This window comes from Roseomonas sp. USHLN139 (genome assembly GCF_037145735.1).
Lineage (GTDB): Bacteria > Pseudomonadota > Alphaproteobacteria > Acetobacterales > Acetobacteraceae > Pseudoroseomonas.
Genome location: NZ_JBBCWY010000018.1, coordinates 1 through 13,925, shown reverse-complemented (window position 1 = coordinate 13,925; position 13,925 = coordinate 1). Strand labels below are relative to the sequence as shown.

Annotated in this window: 19 protein-coding genes; all 19 read left to right on the top strand. The window is 69.3% G+C overall.

Annotated features, from left to right (window positions below):
* The first annotated feature begins 21 nt into the window (after positions 1–21).
* Entirely contained in the window at positions 22–1,047 is a 1,026-nt protein-coding gene (locus tag WFI16_RS25580) for a major capsid protein (protein WP_419900696.1), read from the top strand.
* 2 nt (positions 1,048–1,049) lie between these two features.
* Positions 1,050–1,442 (top strand): hypothetical protein, encoded by a 393-nt coding sequence (locus tag WFI16_RS25575; protein WP_419900695.1) that lies wholly within the window; start codon positions 1,050–1,052, stop codon positions 1,440–1,442.
* A 3-nt stretch (positions 1,443–1,445) separates the two neighbouring features.
* Positions 1,446–1,796 carry a head-tail joining protein gene (locus WFI16_RS25570; RefSeq protein ID WP_419900694.1) on the top strand — a complete coding sequence of 117 codons (351 nt, stop codon included), beginning with the start codon at positions 1,446–1,448 and terminating at the stop codon, positions 1,794–1,796.
* Positions 1,793–2,332 (top strand): hypothetical protein, encoded by a 540-nt coding sequence (locus WFI16_RS25565; protein ID WP_419900693.1) that lies wholly within the window; start codon positions 1,793–1,795, stop codon positions 2,330–2,332. The genes WFI16_RS25570 and WFI16_RS25565 overlap by 4 nt, the downstream gene beginning before the upstream one ends.
* A 14-nt stretch (positions 2,333–2,346) precedes the next feature.
* Positions 2,347–2,523 carry a DUF2635 domain-containing protein gene (locus WFI16_RS25560; RefSeq protein ID WP_419900692.1) on the top strand — a complete coding sequence of 59 codons (177 nt, stop codon included), beginning with the start codon at positions 2,347–2,349 and terminating at the stop codon, positions 2,521–2,523.
* Positions 2,523–3,998, top strand: a complete 1,476-nt coding sequence (locus WFI16_RS25555) for a phage tail sheath subtilisin-like domain-containing protein (protein WP_419900691.1) — start codon at positions 2,523–2,525, stop codon at positions 3,996–3,998. The genes WFI16_RS25560 and WFI16_RS25555 overlap by 1 nt, the downstream gene beginning before the upstream one ends.
* 3 nt (positions 3,999–4,001) lie before the next feature.
* A complete protein-coding gene (locus WFI16_RS25550; RefSeq protein WP_419900690.1) occupies positions 4,002–4,370 on the top strand; it encodes a phage tail tube protein in 369 nt (122 codons plus the stop codon).
* Positions 4,370–4,705: a phage tail assembly protein gene (locus WFI16_RS25545; protein WP_419900689.1), complete on the top strand. Its 336-nt coding sequence runs from the start codon at positions 4,370–4,372 to the stop codon at positions 4,703–4,705. Before WFI16_RS25550 ends, WFI16_RS25545 begins: the two co-directional genes overlap by 1 nt.
* A gap of 124 nt (positions 4,706–4,829) precedes the next feature.
* Positions 4,830–6,812 (top strand): phage tail tip lysozyme, encoded by a 1,983-nt coding sequence (locus tag WFI16_RS25540; RefSeq protein WP_419900688.1) that lies wholly within the window; start codon positions 4,830–4,832, stop codon positions 6,810–6,812.
* Complete coding sequence (locus WFI16_RS25535) at positions 6,809–7,570, top strand: DNA circularization N-terminal domain-containing protein (RefSeq protein ID WP_419900687.1); 762 nt, start codon at positions 6,809–6,811, stop codon at positions 7,568–7,570. The genes WFI16_RS25540 and WFI16_RS25535 overlap by 4 nt, the downstream gene beginning before the upstream one ends.
* A complete protein-coding gene (locus WFI16_RS25530) occupies positions 7,567–8,130 on the top strand; it encodes a hypothetical protein (RefSeq protein WP_419900686.1) in 564 nt (187 codons plus the stop codon). Before WFI16_RS25535 ends, WFI16_RS25530 begins: the two co-directional genes overlap by 4 nt.
* 9 nt (positions 8,131–8,139) lie before the next feature.
* Positions 8,140–9,291 (top strand): phage baseplate assembly protein, encoded by a 1,152-nt coding sequence (locus tag WFI16_RS25525; RefSeq protein ID WP_419900685.1) that lies wholly within the window; start codon positions 8,140–8,142, stop codon positions 9,289–9,291.
* Positions 9,288–9,767 (top strand): phage baseplate assembly protein domain-containing protein, encoded by a 480-nt coding sequence (locus WFI16_RS25520; protein ID WP_419900684.1) that lies wholly within the window; start codon positions 9,288–9,290, stop codon positions 9,765–9,767. Before WFI16_RS25525 ends, WFI16_RS25520 begins: the two co-directional genes overlap by 4 nt.
* Positions 9,764–10,213, top strand: a complete 450-nt coding sequence (locus WFI16_RS25515) for a phage GP46 family protein (RefSeq protein WP_419900683.1) — start codon at positions 9,764–9,766, stop codon at positions 10,211–10,213. The genes WFI16_RS25520 and WFI16_RS25515 overlap by 4 nt, the downstream gene beginning before the upstream one ends.
* 5 nt (positions 10,214–10,218) lie before the next feature.
* Positions 10,219–11,328, top strand: a complete 1,110-nt coding sequence (locus WFI16_RS25510) for a baseplate J/gp47 family protein (RefSeq protein ID WP_419900682.1) — start codon at positions 10,219–10,221, stop codon at positions 11,326–11,328.
* A 3-nt stretch (positions 11,329–11,331) separates the two neighbouring features.
* Entirely contained in the window at positions 11,332–11,919 is a 588-nt protein-coding gene (locus WFI16_RS25505) for a YmfQ family protein (RefSeq protein ID WP_419900681.1), read from the top strand.
* A gap of 1 nt (position 11,920) precedes the next feature.
* A complete protein-coding gene (locus tag WFI16_RS25500) occupies positions 11,921–12,799 on the top strand; it encodes a gp53-like domain-containing protein (RefSeq protein ID WP_419900680.1) in 879 nt (292 codons plus the stop codon).
* Positions 12,800–12,801: 2 nt separating this feature from the next.
* Entirely contained in the window at positions 12,802–13,188 is a 387-nt protein-coding gene (locus WFI16_RS25495; RefSeq protein ID WP_419900679.1) for a tail fiber assembly protein, read from the top strand.
* Positions 13,189–13,201: 13 nt separating this feature from the next.
* A complete protein-coding gene (locus WFI16_RS25490) occupies positions 13,202–13,564 on the top strand; it encodes a hypothetical protein (RefSeq protein ID WP_419900678.1) in 363 nt (120 codons plus the stop codon).
* Positions 13,565–13,925 lie beyond the last annotated feature (361 nt).

Genomic DNA, 13,925 nt, shown 5'->3' with positions numbered 1-13,925 from the left:
CCTGGCGCGGAGCATCCCCTGATGGCTGACATCTACTCGACGGCGGTCCTGGCGCGGGTCGTCCAGAACATGCTGCTGCCGTCCAGCTTCCTGCTGGACCGCTACTTCACCAACGAGATCCGCTTCGACACCGAGGAAGTCGCCATCGACATCTTCGTCGGCAAGCGGCGCCTGGCGCCCTTCGTGCATCCTCTGCGCGAGGGCCGCTTCGTCGAATCGCTGAAGTTCCAGACGGCGCTCTACCGGCCGCCGTATGTGAAGGACAAGCGGAAGCTCGACCCCCGCCGCGCCATCCGCCGCGCGATTGGCGAGCGCATCGGCGGCGACCTGACCCCGCAGGAGCGGACGCAGGTCAACCTGGGCCTCGAGATGGAGGACCAGATGGGCATGCTGACGCGCCGCATGGAGCAGATGGCGGCCTCGGCGCTGGCCTCCGGCACCGTGACCCTGCAGGGCGACGGCTTCCCCACCGCGACCATCTCCTTCGGGCGCTCCGCCAATCTGAACGTCGTGCTGACCGGCGCTTCGCGCTGGGGCCAGGCCGGCGTGTCGCCGGCGGCCGACATCGAGGACTGGGCAGCCCGGGTGGTGCGCGAGTCCGGCCGCAAGGTCCGCGAGATCACCTTCACCAACGCGGCCTGGAAGGCGTTCCGCGCCGACCCGATGGTCGCGCAGGTGATCGCCTCCTTCGCCAACGGCAACCCCAATTTCGCCGCGGCGGGCGTCAACCGCGACGTCGGCGCCGTCTATCTCGGCACCTGGGGCGAGTGGGACCTCTACCTCTACAACGACTGGTACATCGATCCGGTCGACGGGGTGGAGAAGCCAATGCTGGCCGACGGCACGGTGATCCTGGGCAGCCCCGACATCGAGGGCACCCGCGCCTTCGGCGTCATCCTCGACGAAGACATCGGTTTCCCCGTCCAGGGCTTCGCCGCGAAGTCCTGGGTGGAGAAGGATCCCGGCGTCCGCTGGCTGCTGATGCAGGCGGCGCCGCTCGTCATCCCCACCAACGTCAACGCCTCCCTCGGCGCGCAGGTGATCTGATCATGGCCGACAACAGCACCGACAAGGCCGCCGCGGCCAAGGCCGAAGCCGAGGCCAAGGCCGCGCCCCAGACCGCCCCGGCGCCGGCCGTGGCCGCCCAGCCCATCCTGGCGGTCACCGAGGCCGACATCGCGCGGCAGCGCCTGCAGAGCCAGGCAAAGACGCTCCTGGACCGCGAGGATGCCAAGCGGGCGCGGTCCGGCACCGTCACCATGGTCGCGGTCACCAGCTTCTACCTCCACGACGGGGAGGAGGAGATCCTGATCGAGGACGGGCAGGAGCTCGAGGTCAACGAGGTCGACGTCGCACGCATGACCGGCCGCTGCCGGCTGAAGGAGGTGCGGGACGGCAGCGAAGAGACCTCGCCGCTCGGGCCGTCGGTGAAGAACCACTGAACCATGGACATCGATGCGCTGAACGCATCGGTGCTGGGAGGCTTCGCCGACAGCAAGCCGGTGACCATCAGGCGGAAGTACACCCTGCCGGTCACAGTGCCGGCGGTCTATGACCGCTTCCAAGTGCAGGTCGAGGTCGATGGCGGCATTCCTGTCTCCACCGACCGCGCCTTCCTGCAGGTCCGCCAGGGCGACGCGGCCTTCCCGGTCGGCTTCGAGCCGGCGGCGGGGGACGCCGTTGATGTCCCCGCGCGGCATGGCATGCCGGCGATGACCTTCGTCGTGAAGGACGCTCAGCCGGACGGTTTGGGCTGGATCATCCTTGATCTGGGCTTCGAGAGGCTCTTCGAATGACGATCGTCAGCACCCATCGCCAGCTGGTCCGCGACCAAGTGGTGGATTTGCTGAAGCTCGGCATCCCCTCGCTGAAGGGGCGCGTCTGGGCCGGCCGCACCTGGCCGCTGCAGGAACGCGAGACCTTCGGCATCCTGGTCTATGGTTGGGAAGAGACGAAGGAAGCCCGGGCCGGCGCCAGCACGCTCGACGCCGCCTATGCGGTCCACTGCGTCATGGCGGTGGAGATCGTCTGCCTTGAGCCATCGAGGCAGGGCGTAACCGTCGAGGATGAGATGGAGTTCCTCGCCGGAGAAGTGTGCGACCTCGTCATGAAGTCGCATCTGCTGCTTGGAGCCGACGGCTCGCTGGAGCGTATCGGCTCCGTGAAGACGACGCTCGGCATCGATACCCGGACCAGCGAGAAGGCCATCGGCCGAGCTTTGCTCGCCTTCGGCATGCACTGGTCGGAGGCCTATGACCTGCCGGCCCCGAACGCTGACAGCCCCTGCGAAGATGTCCAGCTGGCCTTCGCCCCCGCAACGCCCCTTCTCTGAAGGATACCGAACCGATGAAGGTCAAGCCGGCCGAGGGGCGCGCGGTGCGCGACCCGGCGCTGCGCGATCTGCTGCCCGCTGAGGGTCGCGACGTGCCCTGTGACGACTACTGGCTCCGCCGCCTGCGCGACGGGGACGTGGTCGAGGAAGCCCGCAAGGCGACCGCCTCCGACAAGAGGGAGACCCCCTGATGGTCAGCTTCCGGGATATCCCGCAGAACCTGCGGGTGCCGCTCTTCTACGCCGAACTCGACCCGTCCCGGGCGAACAGCGGCGCCACGACGATGCGCGCCCTCATCATCGGCCAGCAGCTGGCGGCCGGCACCTACGCTGCCGGTACCCCGGTGCTGATGGAAGGCGTGGATGCGGTGAAGGCCGCGGCAGGTGCGGGCTCGATGCTCGCCCTGATGGCGGAGTGGTATCGCAAGCGCGATTCCTTCGGCGAGGTCTATTTGCTGCCCCTGGCCGATCCTGGCGCCGGTGCGGCCGCGGCTGGTTCGGCGATCATCAATTCCGTGCCGACCTCGCCCGGGACCCTGAACCTGTACATCGCGGGACAGCGGGTGCAGCTGCTGGTCAGCCCGAGCCAGACCGTGGCGCAGATTGCAACCGCCCTGGCCGCGGCGATCAACGCCCTCGCGGATCTTCCGGTCACCGCGGCTGCGTCGACCGGCACGGTGACGATGACCGCGAAGCATAAGGGTCTGGCGGCCGGTGCGATCGATCTCCGGCTGAACTATCTGGGCGCAGCCGGCGGGGAGACGACGCCTGCGGGCCTGAGCGTCACCCTGGCGCCGATCAGCGGTGGCACCACCAACCCCTCGGTCGACGCGGCGCTGGCGAACCTGTCGGATCAGGAATTCGACGTCATCGTCTTTCCCTACACCGACACCGGCAGCCTCACCTCGATCCGCACCTTCATGGCGGCGCGTTGGGCCTGGGACAAGATGCTTTACGGGCACGCCTTCGCTGGCTTCCGTGGCACGCTCGGGGAGTCGACGACCTTCGGCCTGGCCCTGAACGATCCCCACCTCACGGTCATGCCGGCCAATGGCAGCCCGACCCCGCCCTGGCTTTGGGCGGCGAATGCCGCCGGCGCCTTCGCGGCCAGCCTGCGGGCCGACGTCGGCCTGCCGCTGCATGGCCTGCCGCTGGACGTCCTGGCGCCGCCGCTCGCCAGCCGCTGGAGCATCGCGGAACGCAACGTGCTGCTCTGGGACGGCCTGTCCAGCTTCAGCGTCGCGGGGGACGGGACGGTCACGACCGAGACCATCGTCACGACCTACCAGCGCAACGCGGCCGGCGTCCCGGACGACAGCTATCTCTACGTCGAGCGCGGCTATGTGCTCGCCGCGGTGATTCGCGACCTCCGGGCCTTCGTCACCAGCACCTACGGGCGCTTCAAGCTGGCCAGCGACACCACGGCCTACCGGCCCGGGGCGCGGATCATCACGCCCGCGGTGATCGAGGATGCCCTCCTCGGCCGCTATCGCGAGCTCGAGCGGCAGGGCCTGGTGCAGGAATACGAAACCTTCCGGGCGGCCCTGGTGGTCGAGCGGGACGGCACCAACCGGTGCCGCGTCAACGGGCTGCTGCCGGTCGTGCCAATCGACCAGTTCCGGGTCTTCGCGGGGCTGGTGCAGTTCCGCAACGCGCAGGAGGTCTAAGCCATGGCCGACAATTCGCGGCGGCTGGCCGGCACGGCCTACCTGTTCGTCGACGGGGTGCAGTATCCGATCGCTTCCGAGCCCAGCTATCGGGTCTCGACCGTCACCCGCACCACACTGACCGGCATGAGCGGCGTCGACGGCTATTCCGAGACGCCGCAGCCCGGCTTCATCGCGGCGACGCTGCGGGACGGGCCGCTGGTCTCCATGTCCGACTTCCAGGACATGACGAACGTGTCGGTGACCCTGCAGCTGGCCAACGGCAAGCGCGTCAGCGGCACGGGGATGTGGACGGTCGAGACCCAGGAAGTGAACAGCACCGAGGGCACCTTCTCGGTGCGCTTCGAGGGCGAAGACGTGAGGGACAACTGATGAGCGATCCCGAGCTCGATGCGGACGAAGAGGTCTTCGACCTCGTCCCGGCGAAGGCGCTGCGCCTCACCTTCCCCGCGGTCTCCTTCAACGATCGTGAATACACCGATCTGCGCCTGACGGAGCCGACGGTCCAGCAGCTGCTCGATGCAAGCAAGGTGGACGGCGCCATCGCGCAGACGCTGGCGCTGATCAAGCTGAACTCCGGCGTGCCGCTGCAGGTGCTGCACCAGCTGCCGCAGCGCGCCCTGACCCGCTGCGGCGACTATTTCGCGGCTTTTTCGCCGCCCTCCCCGGCCCCGACCAAGGATTCGGGCGAGACTGGCGAGGGCTGATCGCCAATGTGACCGCGGCCTATGGCTGGGGTCCGCACGATGCCAAGCGCCTGCCCATCATGGAGCTGCTGTGGTGGGCGCGTGAGGCAGAGCGAATCCGGGCCACAGGCCGAGGGAGGCTTTGATGTCGGGCACCACCACGGCCGGCGGTCCGCTGTCCTTCCGCATCACGGCGCTGGACCGCTTCACCGGGCCCATCGACCGGATGAAGAAGTCGGCGGTTGGCCTGCAGCAGGGCATCGGCCGCCTGACGTCCAGCCTGTCGGCGGCCACCCGCGGCATCTCCACCATCGTGCCGCCGCTCGCTGCGCTTACCGCCGCAGGCAGCATCGCGGGCGTGGTGGCGCTGGCCGATCGCTGGGGCAATTTCGCCACGCGCCTGGCCACCTCGGCATATCGGGTCCAGACGACCGTCGGCCAGCTGCACGCGCTGCAGGGTGCCGCCCGATTGGCCGGCGTTTCGGCCGAAAGCCTGACGGCCGGCCTGGAAGGGCTGGGCGACGCGCTGGTGGACGCCGTCGGCGGCCGTGACAGCACGGCCCTGCAGTATCTGACCATGCTCGGCGTGCAGCTGCGCGACAGCGCCGGGAACGCCCGGACGGCGGCGTCCGCTCTGCCGGAGGTCGCCGACGCCATCGCCCGCATCAGCGATCCACGCCTGCAGGCGCGGGTGATGGGCGCGCTGCGCCTGCCGGCCGATCTCCTGCCTTTCCTCCGGCGCGGCTCCGCCGGCCTGCGCGAATACGAGGCCGAGGCGCGGCGCTTCGGCGTGGTCACCGCGCAGGCGGCCGATGTGGCGCAGCGCTGGGCAAAGGCGCAGGTCACCCTCAAGCTGGCGGGCGAGGGGCTGGTCAACACCATCTCCGAGCGCCTGGCGCCGGTGCTGATCCCGCTGGCAACACGCCTGGCCGACTGGATCGGCGCCAACCGGGAGCTGATCGGCCAGAGGGTCGAGGGCGTGGTCACCCGCATCGCCGGCGCGGTCGAGCGGTTTCTTGCCGACGGTGGGCTGCAACGCCTTGCCGAAGGGATGGAGAACTTCGGCAAGGGCATCAGCCGGGTTGTCGATTGGATGGGCGGCTGGGAGAACGCAGCGATTGCCCTTGGCGTCGTGCTGGCGGCCAACGTGGTTGCTCCTCTGGCCTCCATCACGGCTTCGCTGGTCTCGATCGCCGCCTTCCGGGTGCCTGCCTGGATGATCCGGCTGTTGGGCCTTGGCGGGGCGGCTGCGGTCGGTCTTGGCGCGGCGGGCGCGCTCGCGCTGAGCCGCCTTGGAGATCAGCGGGACAACAGTCCCGAGAAGCAGGCCGAACAGCGCCGGAACATGGCGGAGCGTGGCCGGGCGCAGGGCTTCTATGGCGCTCCGCCGGTCGACCCGGGCGGCGATGATGCCGAAAGCATCCTGGACCGCCTGCGCAACCTGCTGCGGGCCCAGATGACGCCGGGCTATCGGGCCAGTGCTGGCCAGCAGCGCTTCGGTGCGCGCGGTGCCGCAGCCCCCGGCGCCGCGCCGTCCTACACCAATGAGCAGGCTACCGAGCGCCAGCGGGAAGCCTTTGCTTTCTTCCGGCAGCAGGGCTGGACCGCTGCGCAGGCGGCGGGAATCGTCGCCAACCTGCGGCACGAAAGCGGCGCGGGCCTGAACCACCAGGCGCGCGGTGACGGCGGCAATGCCTACGGCATCGCGCAGTGGCATCCTGACCGGCAGAGGAACTTCCGCCTCTGGTCCGGAAAGGACATCCGTGAAAGCAGCCTGCAGGACCAGCTTGGCTTCGTGGAGTGGGAGTTGCGCAACACCGAGCGCCGTGCCGGCGATGCCCTCCGCGGGGCGACGACGGCGGGCGATGCGGCGTCGATCGTCTCCCGACTGTATGAGCGACCGGCGCGGCGGGACGCTGAGGCGGCAGCACGGGCCAGCACCGCCGAAGGCCTGCTGCCGCGGCTGTCGACCCCCGGCACCGCAGCCCCTGCCGGCAGCGGCAGGGGGCAGCAAGTCGACGTTCGTGTAAGGCTGGAGGGGCTGCCTTCCGGCGTCTCGGCCACCACAACCACCCGCACGGCCGAGGGGGTGCGCGTCGAGCGCAGCAGCGTGGGGACGGGGCCGTGAGCTGGATCGATGACCTTCGCCCCGCCTCCCTGAGGGGTGTGCCCTTCGGGGTCTGGGGCAACGACAACCACTTCGGGCGGCGCGCTGCGATCCACGAATACCCCTTCCGTGACCAGCCATGGGCCGAGGATCTAGGGCGCGCAATCCCGCGGCACACCATCGTCGGCTTCATCGTCGGCGATGACGTGGCGCAGCAGCAGGATGCCCTGATCGAGGCGGCGGAAGCGCCTGGCGAGGCCGAGCTTGTCCATCCGTCTCTCGGCTTGCGGCGGGTCACGGTGCTGGATCTGGGCACGGCAGCGCGGCACGACCTCGGCCGGGTGATCGAAATCACCCTGACCTGTATCGAGACGGGTGAGCGTGCCTTTCCAACGGCCGAGTTTGCCACGGCCTGGGGCGTGCTCGAGGCGGCGGACCTGGCTGACAGTGCTTCCCTGACCGATTTCGCGACGCGGGCGCAAAATGCGGTGCGTCGCGGCGCCGCAGTAGCCGAGGCCGCCCAGAAAACTGTCCAGAAATGGACAGGTACTGCGCGCCGGCTGATCGGCAGCGCTGGAAACTTGCTGAATTCAGTCGGCAGCCTGGTGCCAGGCGCCGGGAAGACCTTCAGCCGCTTCATTGGCGGCCGTCGGTCGCCTCTTGCGGCGGCTGATCGAGCGCTGAGCACGGTCAACCTGCAGCTTTCGCGCGTCGCTCGCAGCCGTCGGGCTGCGGCGCAGGCCGCTGATGATGTCGAAGACCTCGCGAGGCGGCTATGAGCGCGATTGATGACCTCGGTGCTGGTATCCAGCGTCTGGCCGCGGCCGTTCGTGCCGTGGCCGACGATCCTGGCCAGCAATTGCAGCTGCTGGCCGGCCTGGTGGCCTTGCAACCGACGGATGATGGGGGCGAGGGCAGCACCGGGGCGGCCGCGGCAAGCATGGGGGCGGCGGTTGCCGCCCATTGCCGGCGCGCAGCCCTGACCGCCATGGCGCGGGCGGCGGCTCAGGCTACCCCGGCCTCCTATGAGGACGCTGTCGCCATCCGCGACCAGCTCTGCGGCCTGTTGGACGCGGAGATCCTGGTGGCTGGTGACACGGGGGACGATGCCAGCTGCGACGCGATGCGCACGCTGCGTGCCGCGGTCGCCGAGGATCTGACGCGCCGCGCCGCGAACCTTTCGCGGATGCGCACCGTGGCCGTCGGCGCTCCGCTGCCGGCTCTTGTCCTGGCGTATCGTCTTTACGCCGACCTCGGCCGCAGCGACCAGCTGGCCGCCGCGGCAGCGGCGACCGACCTCAACTTCATGCCGCCGCGCTTTCAGGCGCTGGAGCGATAGGAGGCAGCCATGCCCGATGACGGCGAGCTGACGCTGCTGGTCGATGGGCGGCGCCTCTCGGGCTGGCAGGAGATCCGGGTCAGCCGTGGTATCGAGCGGATGCCCAGCGATTTCTCGATCTCCATGACCGAGCGCGATCCGGCCAAACTTGACGGCGTGGTGGCCCGGGCCGGCAGCCCCTGCCAAGTTCTGATCGGCGACGATGTCGTGCTGACGGGGTTCGTTGACCGTTACTGCCCTGAATTCTCGCCGACCACGCATAGCGTGACGGTGCTGGGTCGCGGCCGGTGTCAGGATCTGGTCGACTGCTCCGCCTGGATGCGCGGCGAGCGCAACCAGGTGCTGCAGGCGACTACGCGCGGGCTGCTCGAAATGCTCTGCGCCCCCTTCGGCATCAACGTTACCGCCCCGGATGGTGATGGCGTCGTCATTCCGCAGTTCAACGTCATCCTGAGCGAATCCCCCTGGGACATCATCGACCGGGTCACGAAGTACTCGGCCCAGCTTGCGTATGAAGGGGTGGACGGAAACCTGATCCTGTCGGGTGTCGGTACCGACCGCATGGCCAGCGGCTTCCGGCAGGGGGTCAATGTGGAGGGTGGGAACGCGCAGTTCAGCCTAGATCAGCGCTTTTCGCTCTACGAAGTGGTGTGGCAGTCCGTCGAGATCCTGGGCGACATTGCGCGGGCTGCGGGCGGCGGCGCCGGCTACAATCAGCGTGCCGCGGTGGCCGATGTCACGGTCGGCGCCGATAGGCCGGGAACGGGCCGGCGCTTCCGGCCGAAGATCATCATCAGTGATCAGGAACAGTTCGGGCTTGATCTGGCCGAGCGGCGCGCGAACTGGGAACGGAACCGCCGCAACGGCCGGGCCCGCAGCATCAATTTGACCACCGACAGCTGGCGGGACGCGGCCGGTCGCCTCTGGCAGCCCAATGCGCTGGTGCCTGTCGACGTCCCGGCTCTGCGGGTCGAGGATGCGGAGTGGCTGATTGCAGATGTCACCTATTCCCGCGGCGCCGATGGTACCCGGGCGCAGCTGAGCATCATGCCGAAGGAAGCCTTCGATCCGGAGCCGATCGTCCTGCAGCCGTTCGACCGCCAGGTCATGAACGATATGCAGCGGTCATCCATTCCATCGGGCCTGGGGGAGGCGCCATGAGCAGCGCGCTGGAGCGTCTTTTCGGCCGCGTCATGTCCCTGGTCAGCTTTGGGCGGATCGAGGCCGTTGCGGATCTTGGCGGCCGGGGCCTGCGGGCTGCGCAGGTGCAGATCGATTCCGGCGAGACGCGCGACAATGCCCCGATGCTCGGGAGCTATGGCGTCTCGGCAAGGCCGCTCGCCGGCGCTGACGCCATCATGCTGCACCTCGGCGGGGATCGCAGCCGGACGCTGGTGATCGCGACCAATGACGCACGATATCAGATCGATCTGGCTCCGGGCGAAGTCGCCCTTCATGACGACAAGGGAAGCCGGGTGCACCTCATGGCCGGCGGCGTTGTCGAAGTTGAGGCCGAGCAAGAAATCCGCCTGCTGGCGCCGCGTGTGGTTACCAGTGGGGATATCGTCGTCGCCGGGAAAAGCTTCCTCGGTCATCGGCATGTGGAGACCGGCAGCATCACGCAGGTGCCGCTGTGAACGGCGATGTCGCGCTGATCTGGGATGGCGGGGGCCTGGTCGCCGATTGGCAGGTCGGCGGTGCGGGGGAGGTCACCTCGGCGCCGGCGATCGAGACTGCGGTCAAGGTCAGCCTGTTCACCGATCGTCGGGCCGGGCCCGATGACAAGCTTCCGCTGGGCGAGACGGACCCGCGCGGCTGGTGGGGCGAGCTGCTGGACGACCGCCCAATCGGCTCGCGCCTCTGGCTGCTGCGCCGAGCCAAGCGGCTGCCTGAGACGCTGCGCCTGGCAGAGGACTACATCCGCGAGGCCCTCGCCTGGCTGATCGATGACGGCGTCGTCGTGCGGATCGATGTCGCTGCATCCTGGCGCAGCGCGACGCAGATGCAGGCGGTCATCACGCTGCACCAGGGCTCTGCGCCCTCCACCACCGTCACCGCCTCCTGGGCCTGGCAAGGGGTCTAAACACAATGCCCTTCGAGCGACCGACCCTGCGCGAGCTGGGGCGGCAGGCGCTTGCCGATATGGCGGCGGCGCTGGACGCCTTCGCCATCCTGCGGACCTCACCCCTGGCGGCAGTGACCAAGGCCGCCGCCGGCCTGGTGCATGGGCTCTACGGCTACCTGGACTGGATTGCCAAGCAGGCGGTGCCTGTTTCGGCCGATGGTGAATACCTCGCCGCCTGGGCCGGCCTGGTGGGCATCTATCGCAAGGGTGCCAGCTTTGCCGGCGGGATGGCGGCCTTCACGGGGACGGTCGGCGCCGAGCTGCCCAATGGGTCCAAGCTGGTCCGTTCCACCGACGGCGCGACCTTCATCACGACGGCCCTGGCCACGATCAGCAGCGCCGGCACGCTGACGGTACCGATCGTGGCCGAGGTGGCTGGTAGCGCCAGTAACGGTCCCGGCGGCGCCGAGCTGGTGATCGCTACGGCGGTGAACGGTGTGCTGGCGAAAGGCGCCGCGGCTGGCGCGATCACCGGCGGCGCCGAAGAGGAGGCCGAGGAAGAATTCAGGCAGCGCATGCTGGACCGCTTCCAGCAGGCGCCGCAGGGCGGGTCGGAAGCCGACTATCTCGCCTGGGCGCTCGAGGTGCCGGGCATCACGCGGGCATGGGTCGCGCCCCTCGGCATGGGCGCCGGGACGGTGGTCGTTTATGTCATGCTGGATAGCGCGCAGGCGGCGAATGGCGGCTTCCCGCAGGGGACGAACGGCGTTGCCTCGGAAGAGAGCCGCGCGCCATCGGCGACGGGCGACCAGCTGGCTGTGGCGGACCATATCTTCCCGCTCCGGCCGGTCACCGCGCTCGTCTATGTCGTCGCCCCCACCCCCTTCCCGATCAACTACCAGATCGGTGACCTTGCGCAGGACAGCGTCGAGACCCGCGCCGCCATTCAGGCCGAGCTCAGCGACATGCTCCGGCGCCGTGGGCGCCCGGGTGGGACGATCTACCAGTCGGACAGCGCTGCGGCGATCTCGGCAGCCCCAGGCGTGACCCGATTCACGCTGGTGGCCCCCCTGGGCAGTGTGACCGCGCCAGCCGGGAGCCTGCCCACCCTCGGCACCATTACCTGGAGCTGATCCATGGCGACCGAAATCGGGCAGGAGGAACATGCCGCCGCGCTGCAGGCGCTGCTGCCGCGCGGCCCGGTCTGGCAGGGCCCAGTCTTGGCGCGGGTCTGCCTCGGCCTCGCGGCGCCTTTCTCCCGGCTCCGCGCCAGGGCGCTGGCACTGCTGGTGGATGCGTTCCCGCCGACAGCGCTGCAGCTGCTGCCCGACTGGGAAGAGACGGTCGGGTTGCCGGATGAATGCACCGGCGACACGCCGAACCTACAGCAGCGGCGCGCCCGTGTCGCAGCGCGCCTGACCGCGCGGGGCGGCCAGTCGGTGCCCTACTTCGTCGACGTGGCGGCAGCGCTCGGCTTCGCGATCGAGGTCGAGGAATTCTCGCCGGCAGCGGCCGGGCGCCTGGTCGCTGGCGGTGCCGTCTACGGCGAGGCCTGGGCCAGCGCCTGGCGCATCAGGGCGCCGGCGACGACCGTAACCAGCTTCCGCGCCGGCCAGTCGCAGGCCGGCGACCCTCTCCGGACCTGGGGCTATGGCGCCCTCGAATGCAGTCTGCGGCGCATCCGCCCAGCGCATACCGTCCTCATCTTTGCCTACGGGAACTGACATGAAGCGCATCCAGCACACGACCGCGGCGGCGGCGTTGCCGGCGGTCCCGTCGCTCGGCGGAACCCTTGGGTTCTTCACCGAGGGGGACCCGGTCGGCGGCATTCCTGCGACGGTGGTCCCGGCCTGGTGGCTCAACGGCATCCAGGAAGAGCTCGCCGGCATTATCGAGGCCGCGGGCCTCACCCCTCTCGCCTCGGACAACACCCAGGTCCTGACGGCCCTGCGGCGGCTGATGGCCGGCGGCGGCTACCTCGGCGTGACCGGCAATCTTGGGGTGACCATTGCCCATATGGGCCGCCTGGTCGCGCAGCTGAGCACCGTGGCCAACAGCACCTTCACCCTGCCGGCGGCCTCGGCCTATCCGGATGGCGGCCGCGTCGCCTTCATCAACCTGGGCACCTTCTCGGTGACGGTCCAGCGGTCGGGCAGCGACGTCATCCGGGTGGGCGGCGCTGCCGGCGGCGCCACGGCGAACAGCATGCTGCTGCGGCCGGGCGACACGCTGGAGCTGCTGTCGGACGGCTCGGCGGCCTGGCTGCCCTGTGGTGGCTCGGCGCATCTGCCGTTCGTCTACGGCTTCGGCAGCAGCCAGGGCGGCAGCGGCTGGCAGCGCTTGCCGAGCGGCCTGCTGATCCAGTGGGGCACTGGCACGGGCTCGGCGGCCGGCGGCGTGTCGGTGACCTTCCCGATGGCCTTCCCGACCAACCTCTTCGATGTGCAAGCCACGAACATCACCGCGGTGTCCTCGGTCGCGCACGCGAACGTCTATTCCCGCACCCTCGGCGGCTTCCTGGCCTCCATGGCCTGTGCGAACACCGCGGGCTCCGGGGCGGACTACTACGCTGACTCCTTCCACTGGTTTGCCGTGGGGAACTGACCATGCAGATCTACTACGCGGCTTCCGCCCGCGGCTTCTACGCGCGCGAGATCCACGGCGACGGCATGCCGCCGGATGCTGTCGAAATCACCTCGGACGAGCACGCGGCTTTGCTGCGGGCCCAGGCTGCCGGGCAGGAGATCGCCCCGGGCGCCGATGGCCGCCCTGTCGCCACGCCGCCCGCGGAGCCGGCTCCGGAGTACCAGGCCGAGGCCGCCCGCGCGCGTCGCGATGTGCTGCTGCTGCGCAGCGACTGGACGCAGGTCGCCGATGCGCCGCTGTCCACCGAGACCGTGGACGCCTGGCGGGGCTATCGGCAGGCGCTGCGGGACCTGCCTGACCAGGCGGGCTTTCCGCTCTCGATCTCCTGGCCGCCAGTGCCGAATTGAAGGGGATGGAACCATGGCGCAGTCGTTGCTCCCCGAGGTCGACTTGCTTCTGCGCATTGGGCCGCGGCGGCTGCCGGAGCTGCCGCCAATCGTCGAGAGGGTGAACCTTGGTTCAAAGGTGACGGTGTGGTGCGACGTCCGCGACCGGGCCACGGGGGAGCCGGTGGATATCGGACCGATGGCTTGCTTCTACCATCGTCCCGAACTCTCCGATTTCCTCACGCAGGACGTGCCGCTCTTCCCGACCCGTATCGGGGTCGGGATACATCGTGCTGACTTCGTGCCCGAAATGCCCGGCGAATTCACTGTCTGGTGGGGCGCTCCGAACGCCCCCATGACGTCCCGAGTGCAGTTCGAAGTCGGTGACGGCTTCTAAAATTATAATTGAATATCCATGCAGAGCGGCGCTCAGAAATGGGCGCCGTTTTTCTTTGTGGGGTGCTGCTGATGTCCGAAACGCAAATTCCGGCATTCCCAGGTTGGGATGTGTACTATTCGGGGGCAGCGGCAGCGGGTGCCAGCTCTGCGGCCCAGATCGCTGAGGCGGTGGCCCGCGAAGCGGCTGGGGCGGCCGGTGCGGCAGCTGGTGCGGCCGCGGGTGGCGCTGCTGGTGCGGCGGCCGGCGAAGCGGCGGGCGCGACCAAGGGTGCTCTGGCAGGTGCCGCGGCCGGGGATGCGTCGGGCACGGCGGCCGGCACAGCGGCGGGGCAGACGTCTGGTACGATCGCCGGCGCGGC